Consider the following 15,362-nt stretch of genomic DNA (forward strand, 5'->3'; position numbering starts at 1 on the left):
TTCGCCAGAATCCCGAACAGCTGAAGGATCTCAGCGATGACCGGTCCGTGCGGAGTATTCATTGCCGCACGAGGAATCGAAAACTGACGGACGCGTTCACGTCAGCGGACGGCTTTTGCCTGCAAGAGTTTGTGCACTGCTCGTAGCAGTCACGAATCCGCAGAGCATTCTCGGGAAGTCCCCCAGTCGCCATCGGTGAGTCTACTCCCGCTGAACTGCGCTACCCGCGCAACATTGCCGTACCGTCGAGGTCCGTCAAGGAACGACATCTTTTGGTTTTTTGTGAACGACCGCATTTTATGGAGGATTGCATTCTGATGATTCACACTCTCACTCGTCTGGTTACCGTTACGGCCGTCTTGGCCGGCTGCTGTTTCACTGTTGCTCCGCAACAAGCTGTTGCTGAGGAACCACTGGTTTGGCATGACGACTACTTCACCGCCTACCGTGAAGCAGAACAGCAACACAAGCAGCTGTTTATTTTCTTTCGCGACGAACAAGATAGCGAAGCCGCCGACAGCTATGAGCTGACCGTGCTCACCGACGAAACGCTGCAAAAGCCGTTGCGTGAAATGGTGTTGGCTGTGATTCCGGTCGACTACTCCATCCACGAAACCCAAGAGCGGTTGATGGATTACGAAGCTTTTCAGCACCAACAAAATCGGCAGGGAATCGCCATCGTGGACTTAGTCGAATCCGGCAGTCCGTTACACAGCAAGGTGGTCTCGGCGCACCCCTTTACACGGGGTCGGCATCTGACTGCCTCGTCGACAAAAACGGTGTTGGAGCTCCCACGGGGGACGATCACGCAGCGGTCATTGATTTATGCCGCCCGCATCAACCCCTACAAGCCGGCCGGCGCGCAAGGTGAAGCAACGCCTGATTTGCTGAATTTCTCGCACAAACATTGCGGCACGATGTGCAGTTGGAATTCGATGCACCATTCGTCATTCGGCGGCATGGAGATTGTCGCCAATAACGGCGAGAGCGCGACAATCGTCGACACGGCCAAGTCGTTCATCCGTATGTGGCAAGGCTCCCCGCCGCACTGGAGCATTCTCACCGGCCGTCACGCGAAGTTCGGCATGGACATGAAACGCGCCCCCAGCGGCCATTGGTACGCGACGGGTGTGTTTACGAATTAGTCGTAAGCTTAGGCAGAAAAATACAAACCCGCACGGGCGCAACAGGCGCTCGTGCGGGTTAGCTTGTTGGCGGCGAATATGGTCTAACTGAAAGGGAACCTTCATCCCTTGGTAGAAAATTTCGGCTGGCGGACTCGGTGTAACTCTGCGAAGACAATCGATTCTCCACATCAACGATTGATCCGACGACGGTTTCACCGTTAGGATGGTGGCTTCACCGTGTTGACATAGCATCCGCAAGGCCTCGTAAGGAATCCCCCCGCGCATGGAACTGGCACAGATTGCAAGCCTCTTTGAAAAAGCCGTTGCCGAAATCGGTAAGGTGGTCGTGGGGCAAGAGGAATTGGTCGAAGCGACGCTCGTGGCGCTGTTTTGCGAAGGGAACGTTCTCATTGAAGGCGTGCCGGGATTGGGCAAGACGCTATTCGTCAATACGCTCAGCCGCGCGCTGACCTGCGACTTTGGCCGCATCCAATTCACCCCGGATCTGATGCCCTCGGATTTGACGGGGCATTCGATCTATAACGCGCAGGAACAACAATTCACGTTCAACCCCGGCCCGATTTTTACCAATCTGCTGCTGGCTGATGAAATCAACCGCGCGCCGGCCAAGACGCAGTCGGCATTGCTCGAAGCGATGCAGGAACGGCAAGTCACCGTCGACGGTAAGTCCTATCCACTCGCGCGTCCTTACATCACGATCGCCACGCAAAACCCATTGGAACAAGAAGGAACCTATCCGCTGCCCGAAGCGCAGTTGGACCGGTTTATGTTCAAGCTGCTCATCGATTATCCCGTAATCGAGCAAGAACGGCGAATCTTAACGCACTATGCCGAAGGCCGCGATAATCGCGATCTCACGCAATTCGACCTACAGCCCGTGATGACGGGCGATGACGTGGTGGCGATTCAAGAGGCGATTGTCAAAATCATCATCGAGCCATCAATCGTCAATTACATCAGCGACGTGATCGCCAAGACCCGCGCGTGGCATACGATATCGGTCGGGGCCAGTCCGCGGGCCGGTGTGCATATTTTATTAGCCGCCCGCGCGATGGCGGCCTGCCGTGGTCGCGATTTTGTTGTTCCCGACGATGTCAAAGAACTTGCCCCTTGGGTGTTGCGGCACCGGTTGCGGTTGCGGCCCGATGCGGAGATCGAAGGCGTGCTGGCTGACGATGTGATTCGCGAAGTGCTCGATACCGTGGAGGCGCCCCGCCAATGACGCCCCGCCGACTGATGATGTGGCTGTTTGTTGCTGCGGGAATTCCGTTGGTCGCCGGGGTGTTCATTCCCTTCATCGGTCCTGTCGGCGCGGTGCTGAGTTTATTGATCATCGCGGTGGCTATCGCCGATTTAGCAATTTCTCCCACGCCAACACTGGTTGACGTCCAACGTGAAGTGGGGGATGTCATGAGTATCGGTGCGCGGAACGCCGTTAAAATCTGGTTCACAAACCGCAACGGCGGACCGATCACGATTGAGTTCGACGACGAACCTCCCGCTCCTTGTGACACTGAAGGTCTGCCGTTTGAAATCGAATTGCCCCCCGGCCGCGCGCGGTATCGCGTCTATCACACGCGGCCGCACCATCGTGGGACTAATCGATTCGGCAAGGTCTACCTCCGCTCGCGCAGCAATTTGTTGTTGTGGTCTTTGCACCACGAGTTGGAGATCGATTCGGCCGTCCGCATTTATCCCGACATCCAAGCCGTGCACGCCATGGAGTTGCTCGCGCGGCGAAACCGCGTTTCGGAATTAGGGCTGCGCATGTCCCGTTTGATGGGACGGGGCAGCGAATTCGAGCGACTCCGCGAATTTCGCCGCGAAGACGAATACCGGCAAATCGATTGGAAAGCGACGGCCAAGCATCAGAAGTTAATCAGCCGCGAATACACTATCGAACGCAATCAGAACATTTTGATTCTGCTCGATGCGGGACGCTCGATGTGTAACGAGGTCGACGGCATTACGCATTTGGATCGCGGATTGAATGCGGCGATTATTCTTAGTTATATCGCGCTGCGACAAGGGGACTATGTGGGGCTGATGGCGTTTTCGAACAAGATCGACCGCTTCGTCCGTCCCATGCGTGGCGCCGGTTCGGTGCAAACATTGATTCGCAGCGTCTACGATCTCGAGCCACAATACGAGGCGTCGGATTACGATTTGATGGTCGAGGAAGTGCGACGACGGTTTCGCAAGCGGTCGCTGGTGATTCTGATTTCACACGCCCTGGACGAATTGCACCTCACGACCATCAGCACGCACATGCGACAACTCCGCGCGCCGCATCTGGTGCTGGGGGCTTTTTTGCGAAACGTCCCGCTGCACGAACGGCTGAACACCGTGCCGGAAACCGACGTCGAAGCCTTCCAAGTCGCCGCCGCTGCCGAAATGGTCTCAGCCCAAACGACACAAATCGCTGAACTGCAAGAACATGGCCAATACGCGGTCGATTCCCTACCGGAAGACCTCTCAGCCGATTTGATCAGCCAGTACCTGGAGATCAAAGCGCGGCATTTGTTGTGAGGGGGGGAAATCGGCCGATGGTTGGTCGTTAGTCGTAATGTGTTATATGGTATGTGGTTGCGTTGGAACTTAGGGTTGGGGTTCATTTTAACTTCGCCACCGTAATTAAAATATTGTGGCATTTATTTTAATTGTCGTATAATTGTTAAAATTCCCGGCCCAAAATTTAAAGTGACTGAAAACCGCCAATTTGGACATTACCGTTTTGGACGCTAAGCAATTCTCTAAGAAATCACCGGGGCGTGTTGTTCGGGTCACCACGACCTGGGGGGGCGACCATGCGTTTATCCCTGACCCTCTCCCTCCAAATTGGGAGTTTCCCGCAGCGCTTTGGCCGTTGTTGTCTGACGTCAAACAGCAAATTGGAATTCTCGAAGGACTCGGCCGAAATCTTCCCAATCCCGGCATCTTGTTAAGGCCCATTTCCGATCGTGAAGCCATTCGCTCTTCGCGGCTGGAAGGGACGTTTGCTTCCCCGAAGGAATTGGTGCTCTTTGAGCTGCAGCCACGGGAGTCAAAATCTGAGGATGACCCAGCAAACCACCAACGCGAAGTTTTCAATTATAGAAAGGCTCTGGATCACGGCACAAACAGCGAATTGCCGATTTCCTTGCGGCTTATGCGGGAGCTTCATCAGATTCTGCTGACGGGTGTCCGTGGCCGGGATCGAGCACCGGGAGAATTTCGTCGCATCCAAGTGGGGATTGGAGGCGGTCGTTTCATTCCGCCTCCGGCCGAACAAGTGACACCCTGTCTTGGCCTATTGGAATCCTACATACATACCGAGTCGACTTCTTTTGATCCGCTCGTCGAATGTTTTCTCGCCCATTACCAATTTGAAACAATTCACCCGTTCATCGATGGAAACGGCCGCGTGGGACGATTGCTGCTGGCCATTATGATGCAGCAAAATTGTAAGCTTTCGATGCCTTGGTTGTACTTGAGTGAGTTTTTTGAGCAGCACCGGGACGAGTACATGAGTTGTCTGTTCAATATTTCCGTCAAGGGAAGTTGGACGGAGTGGATCGAGTATTGTCTGCGGGGGACGCTCTGGCAAACACAGGAAACGATACGTAGATGCGAAAACTTAAGGGCCATTCGTGAGGAATATTTGAAACGCATCACAAGCGGTGGGGGATCAGCGCGATTGGTGCAGATCGTAGAAGACATTTTTATCTCACCGTTTATTCGTGTCGTCGATCTACCAGAGCGACTGGGAGTTTCCTATCCAACCGCTGGAACAGATCTTCAACGTTTGGTCGATGCGGGAATTCTTGAAGAGCTACCCAATGAACGTCCCAAATTGTACTACGCACCTGAAGTGTTCAGGATCAGTTACGATACTCTTGACGGCGACTGATGCGTCCATCCAATAAAAAGGAAACCCCCATGCCTAACCCCGTCTCACGTCGCTCATTCCTCCAGCAATCGGCTGTGACCACTGGTGCGTTGGCGGCGGTGGGGGAGTTGTCGGCGGCTGATCAGAAACCGTCGCGGCGGCCGAATGTGCTGTTTATCATGACGGATCAACAGCGCTACGATTGTGTTGCTGCCAACGGCAACGGCATTATCAAAACGCCGCATCTGGATGCTCTGGCAGCTCAGTCGGCGAATTTTTCCCGTGCGTTTGTGCAAGCCCCGGTTTGTGTTCCCGCGCGGGCTTCGTTTTTTACTGGCCGTTATGCGCATGCCCATCGCAATCGCGTGAACTACACACCGATCGATCGCCGTACTGTTCTGCTGCCGGCGCGGCTGCGCGAAGCGGGGTTTCAAACGGCGCTGATCGGTAAGCTGCATCTGTTTTATTACCACCCACCGTCGTCCGAAAATGCACAAAAAACCGGCTTTGATATCGTGGAACTGCACGACGGGACGCACCGCACGGATCGTTGGTCGGACTATGCCCGTTGGCGGAACAAACACGATCCGCGCCGCGATGTCTATTATCGTGAACTCGCCAAGGACGTTCCTGACTTAGCCGCCAACCTGAAACCGGGCACCAATCCCTATCGCTCGGCCATTGACGAACAATACACCGACACGACCTGGACCGGTGACCGCACACGGGCGGCATTGCGGCAAATGGCGAAAGTAGAGCAACCGTTCTTTTTGTATTCCTCTTTTTGGAAGCCGCACTCTCCCTTCGAAGTGCCGGTTCCGTTTGACAGCCTGTATAACGACGTCGATTTTGAATTGCCCCGGCCAGAATCGTTGGAAACTATCGAGCAACTGCCGTTGCCGCTGCAAAAACTGATTCTACGCGGCAACAAACCTCCGTATGACATGGACCGCGCGACGTTGAATTGGATTTATCGCAGCTATTACGCATCGATTACACACATCGACCGCGAGGTAGGACGGATTTTGCAGACGTTAAAAGAGACCGGGCAGGCGGAGAACACGATCGTCGTTTTCGCCTCGGATCATGGCGACCAATTGCTCGAACATGGCTTGATGGGCAAGAACGTCTTTTTCGAGGCCTCGGTCCGCGTGCCCTTGATGTTGCGTCTACCGGGACGCATTCAGCCGGGGCAATACGACGAGTTGGTGGAAACTATCGATGTGCTTCCCACGCTCATGGAATTGTGCGGCTTGCCGATTCCCGAAGATTGCCACGGACGTAGTCTCTCGCCGTTAATCGCCGACACAACGGGGGATTATGCGCCGCGAGATGCGGTGCATAGCGAGAACATTATTCCTGAAGTAATCACCGGCGGAAGCATGGATTTCGAGTTCGTGCCGGGGCAGGGGATCAAAGGTATCCGCCATCCCGACGCCAAGATGGTCCGCACCGACCGCTGGAAGTACAACTACTATCCCGAAGGGTTCGCTGAATTGTATGATCTGAAAAACGACCCGCACGAACAACACAACCTCGCCAACGACCCGGCCCGCGCAGCAACCGTCGCGGAACTCAAGGGCCGCATTCTCGATTGGTTGATCACCGCGACCGAAACCGATCAGATCGCGAAAAAGTGGATGGTCTAATTTTCCCGCCGCGCACAACTCCCCCCTCTCCCTCTGGGAGAGGGGCCGGGGGTGAGGGCCGCCCACCAGATGATGTTCCCGAAGTTTCAAGCAAAACCGGCAAGTCAAAGCTCGCCCTACAATTCCAACAACAGGACCGAAAACCGCCGTGCCGTTTGATGTCTTCCTGCAAGTCCTGTTGGCTGCTGTGTTTCATGCTGCTTGGAATTTTGGCGCGCGGCGTGTCTCGGGCAATGTGGGTGTGATATGGTTTGGGCAGTTCGTTGGGAGTTTGATTTGCCTGCCGTTTGCGATCGCGCGAATGTCCGCGGAGACGTCTCTGCTCGATTTAGCGTGGATTTGCCTCCCGACCGGGATCCTGCATGCGGTCTATTTTTGGATGCTGGCACAGGCCTACCGGCATGGCGACATTTCATTGGTCTATCCCATTGCGCGAGGGACCGGCGTTGCGGGGACAGCCGTATTGGCCTTTTTTTTGCTGGGTGAACAATTATCGCTGACCGGGTTTTCCGGAATTCTCACTATCTGTGCGGGGATTCTGCTATTGGGACTTTCCGGGAAAAACGTGCAGGCTAATAATCGCGGAATCGTGATGGCGCTCTGCACCGGCGCCGCCATTGCCGGGTATTCCCTTGTCGACAAACGGGCGGTGGGACAAATCAATCCCGTGGTGTATGGCGTGGGGCTGTGGTTAATTTCCGCGGTGCTGTTCGCCCCGGCTGCTTTGTGGAAATATCCCAACGAAGTTCGCGACGCGCTGAAGAACAAAAAACGCTACATCCTGCTGGTCGGCAGCGGATCGGTCGGTACCTATTTAGTGATCTTGTTCGCCTTTCAACGAGCCAATGTCAGCTATGTGGCCGCCGTGCGGGAGTTCGCTGTGGTCATTGGAGCAGCGCTGGGTTTTATCGTTTTGAAGGAACGCTTCACCGCCGCCAAGGCGTGGGGGATTGCTGCGATCGTGTTGGGTTTGGTGTTGGTCAAAGCGGCTTGATGATCTTGTCGGTGGGCGTTGCATGAGCGGTCATTCTTTCAAAAACAAGCCAAAAACGACTCTGTGTACTTGGTTTAAGGAAATTGGGAAAACTGCGTAATATTTCTGGAATTCCCATTGGGGCCTTGGTATGTTGGAAAGGACCGCCAAATTTGCGTCGTCGACGCAAGGGTCAATGGGCGGTTGCAGTTCGACAGTATTCACTGTCAAAAAATGGTACTCACCCGTGAATTCAGAGTGGACCCGATACTGATGATTGTTGATCATCAGTGTGGTAAAGCGAAAGACTCACTTGGCTGATACCTGCACGCGTCTCGGTAGAATTCCAGCGAAGATACTCTTTTAAAACCAGGAAACATACAGATGTCGCTTTGGTCCTTACTCTCTACGTCCTGGGTGCGTTCACAACGTTTTGTGGGTCAAGATTCGCGTACTGCCAAGCAGCAGCGCAGTCGGCAAAAATTCAGCACGAGCCGCGGGCAGATACGGCTGGGGTTGGAAACGCTGGAAGACCGCACGCTGTTGAGTGCGAGTCTGATTGATTCTGATGACGTTATTATTCAGTCGACGACGTACGGCGATTTTAGGACCACGTACGAAGAGATCTCAATTGATACCTTCGCTGTGGCGAATCCACTGGCAACCACCATTATCGTGCAAGCGCCCGGCGGTGTGACATTTAATTTGATCTCCGATCCCGGCATGGACCAGCGTGCAATCGATGGATTTGTGGATGCAGCGCTGCTGTGGTCACAAATCTTCACCGATGACGTGACGATCAACCTGGATATCGGCTTCTCCGTGTTAGCCCCAAACGTTCTTGGCCAAGCAAGCTCATCATCAATTTCCACGAGCTACTCGGACTTTTACATGGCGCTCGACGGCGATCGTACGACCCTAGAGGACGACGCAGCTGTCGCTTCCCTCTCAACGGGCAGCACCTTTGACATGTTGCTCAATCATGTCAGCAACTCGCCAGAAACGGATCTGGCTACTCCGTTCGTTGACGACGACGGCGACGCAAATAACTCGACGATTGACATCAATACCGCAACCGCCAAAGCGATCGGCCTCCTTGCTGCCAACGATTCCGCTGTCGATGCGTCTATTACTTTCAGCTCGGAATTCAGTTGGGATTTCGATCAACGTGACGGAATTAACTCGAATCAACTCGACTTTGTGGGGGTGGCCGCACACGAAATTGGCCATGCTTTAGGGTTTGTGAGCGGCGTCGATGCTTTGGACTATAACCCTGATGATTTCATGGATGACGAATTCATTTATGTCGCGCCATTGGATCTATTTCGATATTCGACAGAAAGTGCAGCTGAGGGAAGCGGAATTATTGACTGGACGGCCGACACACGATTCAAGTATTTTTCTCTCGACAACGGACAGACGAGCCTAGCGTTGTTTTCTACTGGCACTTTTCTTGGCGACGGCTGGCAGGCGAGCCATTGGAAGGACGATCTTGGAATCGGGATCATGGATCCGACAGCGGAACCTCCCGGCGGATTGATGACGATTTCAGACTTGGATATCTTGGCTTTTGATGTCATCGGATGGAACATCAATAAACCGCCCGCGCTGACTTCCATTGCCACGCTCCCTGGTGGAGTCGAAGATACCCCGCTGACGATCACGTATGATGACTTGTTCGCAGCCTCGGATGCTTCGGATCCTGAAGGCGATCCCATTTCGTTTTTCATCGACTCGGTCGCATTCGGCGGAACACTCACTAAAAACGGTTCTTTGGCCATTCCCGGCACCACGCTTTCTGCTGGTGAGTCGCTGGAATGGACACCTCCGGCGAATGCGAATGGTGATGCACTTCTCGCGTTTACTGTTCGCGCACAAGACCTTCAGTTAGCAGTCTCAACACCGTCGATTGCCGTGCGCGTTGATGTGGCCGCTGTGAATGACGCTCCCGTCGCCGATATCGGCGACGATTATGTGTTAGGGGATCGGGCCATGATCCAGCTTGACGCTAGTGGAAGTTCTGACGTCGAGCAGTCCGCCGGCTCTTTGACCTATTTGTGGGACTTTGATAACGACGGCCAATACGATGATGCAGTCGGTGTGCGTCCAGACTTTAGTGCCGCGTACTTAAACGGGAATAGCAATGCTGTGGTGCGGGTAAAGGTCGTTGACAATGAAGGCGCTTACGATACCGATGTCGTGCGAGTGTATGGAGAGGACACCGCGGTGCTGCGGATTCGCGGCGACTACGACGGAGTGGTCGGACAGCGACGTGTGATTTCGCTGAAACTCTACGGTCCGACCGTCACGGATCAGCAATATACTTATACGGTCGATTGGGGTGACGGCAGCAAACAGCGGGTTGTGACCGGCATCTCTGGATTGTCGATCAGTAAAATCTACAACAAGACCGGGACATACACGATCACCGCGACGGCTGTGAGCAACGAGACCGGATTGAATACGTCCTACGCTCGCAACATCCGAATTGGCACGGTGCAACAGCAAGGGGACGATTTTGCCGTGACCGGGACCAACGCCCGGGACGAATTCCGCGTGGTGACTCTCGCCGGGACCGATCGTGTGGAGATCTTCCGCAACCGGATTTCGTTGGGCGTGCACACGGTCCCTGGCACGATCTATGCCATTGGCATGGGAGGCGATGATTGGTTCCGTGGCGATCGTGGGACCTATGACGTCTACTTCGACGGCGGCAGCGGCAACAACGTCTCTTACACCTATTATGGCGACGACACGATCCTCGGTCGTGATGGCAATGATCGCGTTTATGACTACGGTGGAGACAACCAAGTCTCAGTCGGCAACGGGAATAACTTTGTTAAAACCAATGTTGGTGACGATTACGTGATGACCGGATACGGCGACGATCGAATCATCGACTTCGGCGGCAATAATGAGATCTATGCCGGCGATGGCGACAATGCCATCGATACCCGCAAAGGGAATGATCTGATCGTTACCGGGTCGGGCCAGGATGAGGTCAATGACCTCGGTGGCAACAACTATATTGAAGTTGGTAACGGAAGTAACGTGGTCTCTGCGGGCATTGGTAGCGACACGATTCTGGGTGGTGATCAAGACGATAGCTTCCGCGACGACGGTGGTTTGAATTACATCTTCACGTTTGCCGGGAACGATTTTATCGTTGCTTTCGGTACGAGCTATGTGAACTCCGGACTGGGGAGCGATTTTGTGTTCGCCAGCAACGTGCTGGACGATGAAGACGACCTGTTCGACTTGTTGGCCAGAGCCCGCTAATGGGCTAGAACCCGTTTCAAACCCCGGTTGCGCCTGTTCAGGAATCTATCAGGCAAGTGTCTACGTGACGCGTCAGAGGGTTTTTGAAACTACTTGTAGAACCCGCTAACCGGCGGGCCGTCACAGAATCGTGAGCGGCCGCCGGTCTGGGGGGATCGGTCGCTCGTCATGGGACAAGCGTATCATCGTTGATGTGCTTGGCAAAGATGTCCCGTTGCACGGTCTTGTTGTCCCCGTGGAAGTACGAACTGTGAGCGCAGGCCCAATTCAATAGTGGCGGCCAGCAGCCGACGGCGTTGAGATTCAGGTACTCGGAATCGACCTCAAAGGGGATGTTTTTTAATGGCCCCCCCACGATGTCGTTTTTGGCATCCAAGTTGATCCACTGTTCCACGCAACGCGGCTTCTTGCCGTCTTCCGCTTGTTCAATCAGACGTCGCCGCACCGCGCCGATCGACAGCGCGCTGCCGACGGTGAACAGGTTGTGCACCGCATACTTCGGGATGCGATCGTTCTCTGCCAAGAGATGCAGCGCTTCATAGGCAATCACCGTGCCCCAACTGTGGCTGATGATTTCCAGGCGATGCCCTTTTTGAATCAACGGCTCGACCACCTCGGTGAAGCTATCGATGACTTGCTGGCGGATATTGCTGATCAACAGGTACTTCATGAAATCGTCGATGCAGTCGATGCCGGGAATCCCCAGCACGGCCCGCGTGCCGCCTGAGTTCGGCGAGTAGCCATCCTCTGCGCCCGGAGCTTCATCCATCGCTGCGCGGACCGCCCGATCGTGCAGGGTGTCGGTGATCATTTTCTTGACGTCGCTTTCGTCCTGCGACGAGATAAAACCTCGCGCTGCCGGTGTGACAATGTCGCTCCACAACACTTCGTGGCGATTGTCCGCGGGGATATCCGGTGTATAGGGTCGCATCGCCCGCCACCAACCGTTGGAATAGCCCGCTTTGTGTTCGCAGATGCCGTGCACATAGACGACATGCGTTCTGCCCGTCTCAAGACGACGACCGGCAGGGGCGACGAAGGCGGGCTGCGTCGAGAACAGCCCCCAATTTGCCAAATCGCCAGCGCATTCCAACTGCGGATCTTGATCGCGAATTTGATAACTGGGAATCAATGCTGCCGCTGACCGATGCCAGTTCGTATAGGATTGCCCGGCCCCATGTGCCTCTAGCGATTGAAACAGAGCATAGGTCAGCGCCCCGTGATAGTCGCCATCGATAAAAGCATCGTTAGATAGCTGATTGTCCCGGCAACCGGTGATTAGGATTCCGCACTGTTCCTCGACACTGCGACCGAAATGCCGGACGTTCAAATTCCGATAGGAGGTCATTGTGACTGAGTCGGCCGAGAACCCGTCTTCGATTGTGATTCCTCCCACGGCTCGAAATCGGATGTCGGGCGGAGGGAGCAACCGTTTTTTTGTCGCAGGGATCTTTGGCCCAAACTCCTTCGTGCCGGTCCCGGAATGGCAGCAGTCCAGAATGATCGTCAGGTTCACGCCGTCGGGGACCATACGGATGATGTTTCCCAGGTCGTCGTCGAGCAGTGGATTGTCCCAGTCGTGGTCGAACGGGACTAGACATTCATCGACATGATCCAGCTCGTCGCCGTTGCGGTCGGGGACCTGCGTCCCGTGCCCGGAGTAATGAAAGACCAAGACGTCCCCCGCCCGCGCACCATCGACCAGCCACTCCAGACGTTTCAAAATTGCCGCTTTGGTCGCCCGCTGGTCCACCAGCAACCGCATGTCCGGGCCGGGGGTGAATCCAAAATGAGTGATCAGCATATTTCCCATCATCAGCGCATCGTTCACGCAGCCCTTGAGCGGCGCGGTGGGATATTGATTAATACCCACCAGCAGTGCACGTTTTCGAGGTCCGCGTTGTTGTGTCGTCATTGATCGAGTCATTTGAGCTACCTTTTCATTTAGGAGTGTCGTGAGATCGGTTGAAGTTTTTTCATCCCCATGGCTCTTTATTGACCGCGTTTCCCTTACTTGTCCGCTTCTTGCTGCACTGGCTCTCTCAGCGCTCGTAATTCACTCAGCAGCGGTTTCAATTTTCTATCAAGTTGTTTCGCCGTCACCCCTTTCTCTTGAATTGATTGAATCGCGGCCTTCAGTTCTTCAATCTGCTTCAACATCTTGGCCGTATCTTCGTTCGTCTTGGGGGAAGCAGCGGTCGTTGGTTTTCGCACTTCGCATTTGAATGACTTCAATTCTTTGTCGAAATGTTGCGCCGTCAGCTTGCCGGTGGCATTGGCTTGGATGGACTTTTCCATTTCGTTGAGCTTGTCTAACAGCTTGTCCGTATCACCGGTGGTGCCAAAATGGATGTAAGGTGCTATGACCGAGGCGATCAGCAAAATCAAAAGCACGATTGCAGCGATTCCCAACCACATATTGATTTTGAATAGCTTCTGCAGTTGTTGTTGGGGGTCCTGAGGATCGGTGGGCATCGGTAACCTCCGATTGGCATGTTTGAGAAATTGATAACCTTCGGTGAGTGATTTCTTGGCGAATGGATTTTGCACAGGGAGCATTTCCTGAAATGGGGCCTGATCTGACGAGCCGCAGTGCACAATCACGCTAGCAATCCCGAGTGCCAACAAGCTGGCACACCTGTTTTGGGATTGGCGAATTTTTCGAAATCCCCCGAAACCCCATAATTTCCTATTCGGAAGAGCGAATGGCTTGGTGAAACGCGGGGGAGAGACTGTTGGAAACTCCGGTCGCGGCAGTCGCGATTCACCAATATCCGGCGTTGTCATCCAGCCAGCCTGTCTTAGAATGTAAGACCTGTTGGCCGGATGGTTTTGACCCCATTCAGAGAGTGAGGAACTTGCGATGCTAGAAAGTCTCACCCAAAGCTTGGCCGACGCACTCAAACCATTACGGTGGCAATCCAGGTTTACACAGAAAGACATTGCCGATCGTCTCGAAGCTGTTCGGCTGGCATTGCTCAAGGAAGACGTCGCCGATGAGGTCGCCCGGATACTCACCGACCGCATTATTGATGCGACCATTTGCCGCCAAGTGCGCAAGTCGATGGATCCCTGGCAACAACTCCTCAGAGTGATTTATGAGGAGCTGTTCAAAATGATGGGACAGATCGGCATGCAGGGGGTAGACGCTCAGTCGCTCAACCTCCGTGCGGACGGCGAGCTCTCCATCCTGTTGTTGTGTGGCCAGCCGGGAAGTGGCACAACAACGACCTGTGGGAAACTGGCGCTCAAATTGAAGAACAACGGATACCGTCTGATGTTGGTGGCAGCTGACTTGCAGAACCCGGCCGGTGTCGAACGGATGAAGGCCATCGGCAGCCAACTGGACGTGCCGGTTTATTGTGAGGCTTCTAGAAACGACACGGTATTTGATGTTTGCTACAAGGCTCGAAGAGCGGCGCGTGTGGCTGGCAACGTCGATGTCTTGATACTGGATACTTCCGGCCGGCAACACATGGATAGCAAATGGATCTCAAATTTCACTAGAACAAAACGCCATATGCGTCCTCGGCAGGTGCTCTATGTCTGCGATGCGACGACAAGTCAAGCAGGAGTGGACACTGCGAAAATCATTCATGACTATCATAAGCTCGACGGCGTGATCCTCACCAAAATGGACGTCGATGCCCACGGTGGGGCGCTACTCAGCATGAAACATATGACCGGTATGCCGATCAAATTTTTAGGGGTCGGTGAGCAGTTGGACCAGTTCCAAGAGTTTGATCCTCACCGTATAGCAAAACGGATGTTGGGAATCGTAGAGAAGCCGTCGGCGGCAGGGGAGACAATGCGTGATGGGAAATTCACGCTCGATACCTTCCTCTCCACGATGAAGCAGATGAAAAAGCGAGGCCCGATGGAGGAGGTCATGAAGATGATTCCCGGTATGGGGGCTGCGGTCGAAGCGATCGGCGACATGAACCCCGACGACGACATGAAGCAGATCGAAGGAATCATTCAGTCGATGACGCCGCACGAACGGAGCAACCCGGACGTGATCGATATCAGTCGTCGTCGTCGGATTGCGAAAGGTTCTGGTGTTGACCCGGCGGACGTCAATAAACTGCTCAAAGACTTTGGCGGCATGCAGGGGATGATGTCCAAGATGGCCGGGATGTCGATTCGCGAGCGGATGTGGGAGGTCAAGGAGTTGGGGGAGTACAGACTGTTCAATCCGGATCCGCCAGACGAGATTGAGCCTGAGTTTGATGACGATGTTGAAAACGAAAAGGACGATGAGTGAGCGAATCCCCCGTTGTCAGTTGCCATAATTCACCAATATCCGGCGTTGTCATCCAGCCAGCGCCTTCCTAGAATGGACGACTTGGTCATTCGCCTGGATTCGTTGCGGCGGCAGCGGTACGGGTGTTCACCTCTTGCTGGTCGCCCGGGCTGGTTCATGTCTGATTTCGCTGCCCCCGAGC

General features: G+C 54.4%; 10 protein-coding genes. 8 read left to right on the forward strand and 2 right to left on the reverse strand.

Annotation, left to right across the window (positions count from 1 at the left end; genetic code table 11):
- Window positions 1-317: 317 nt before the first annotated feature.
- From Mal52_RS04140 to Mal52_RS04170, 7 genes are all read left to right on the forward strand, one after another.
- Entirely contained in the window at window positions 318-1,145 is an 828-nt protein-coding gene (locus Mal52_RS04140; protein ID WP_145374456.1) for a hypothetical protein, read from the forward strand.
- A 265-nt stretch (window positions 1,146-1,410) separates the two neighbouring features.
- On the forward strand, window positions 1,411-2,370 hold the full coding sequence (locus Mal52_RS04145; protein ID WP_145374457.1) for an AAA family ATPase: 960 nt from the start codon (window positions 1,411-1,413) through the stop codon (window positions 2,368-2,370).
- Entirely contained in the window at window positions 2,367-3,677 is a 1,311-nt protein-coding gene (locus Mal52_RS04150) for a DUF58 domain-containing protein (RefSeq protein ID WP_145374458.1), read from the forward strand. Before Mal52_RS04145 ends, Mal52_RS04150 begins: the two co-directional genes overlap by 4 nt.
- 190 nt (window positions 3,678-3,867) lie before the next feature.
- Window positions 3,868-5,037, forward strand: coding sequence for a Fic family protein (locus Mal52_RS04155; protein WP_145374459.1), 1,170 nt, complete (start codon window positions 3,868-3,870; stop codon window positions 5,035-5,037).
- 29 nt (window positions 5,038-5,066) lie between these two features.
- Entirely contained in the window at window positions 5,067-6,665 is a 1,599-nt protein-coding gene (locus tag Mal52_RS04160; protein ID WP_197534650.1) for a sulfatase family protein, read from the forward strand.
- 148 nt (window positions 6,666-6,813) lie between these two features.
- Window positions 6,814-7,659 (forward strand): SMR family transporter, encoded by an 846-nt coding sequence (locus Mal52_RS04165; RefSeq protein WP_145374461.1) that lies wholly within the window; start codon window positions 6,814-6,816, stop codon window positions 7,657-7,659.
- Window positions 7,660-8,022: 363 nt separating this feature from the next.
- Window positions 8,023-10,917, forward strand: coding sequence for an NF038122 family metalloprotease (locus tag Mal52_RS04170; protein WP_145374462.1), 2,895 nt, complete (start codon window positions 8,023-8,025; stop codon window positions 10,915-10,917).
- Window positions 10,918-11,083: 166 nt separating this feature from the next.
- Here Mal52_RS04170 and Mal52_RS04175 read toward each other — a convergent pair whose 3' ends face one another.
- On the reverse strand, window positions 11,084-12,844 hold the full coding sequence (locus Mal52_RS04175; RefSeq protein ID WP_145374463.1) for a caspase family protein: 1,761 nt from the start codon (window positions 12,842-12,844) through the stop codon (window positions 11,084-11,086).
- Between the two features lie 83 nt (window positions 12,845-12,927).
- The gene (locus tag Mal52_RS04180) at window positions 12,928-13,467 is read right to left on the reverse strand and encodes a hypothetical protein (RefSeq protein ID WP_145374464.1); all 540 of its coding nucleotides are present in this window, start codon (window positions 13,465-13,467) and stop codon (window positions 12,928-12,930) included.
- 313 nt (window positions 13,468-13,780) lie between these two features.
- On the opposite strand from Mal52_RS04180, the gene Mal52_RS04185 reads away from it, so the two are divergent.
- On the forward strand, window positions 13,781-15,181 hold the full coding sequence (locus Mal52_RS04185) for a signal recognition particle receptor subunit alpha (protein WP_145374465.1): 1,401 nt from the start codon (window positions 13,781-13,783) through the stop codon (window positions 15,179-15,181).
- Window positions 15,182-15,362: the final 181 nt, after the last annotated feature.

Origin of the sequence: Symmachiella dynata (assembly GCF_007747995.1) — a bacterium.
Lineage (GTDB): Bacteria > Planctomycetota > Planctomycetia > Planctomycetales > Planctomycetaceae > Symmachiella > Symmachiella dynata.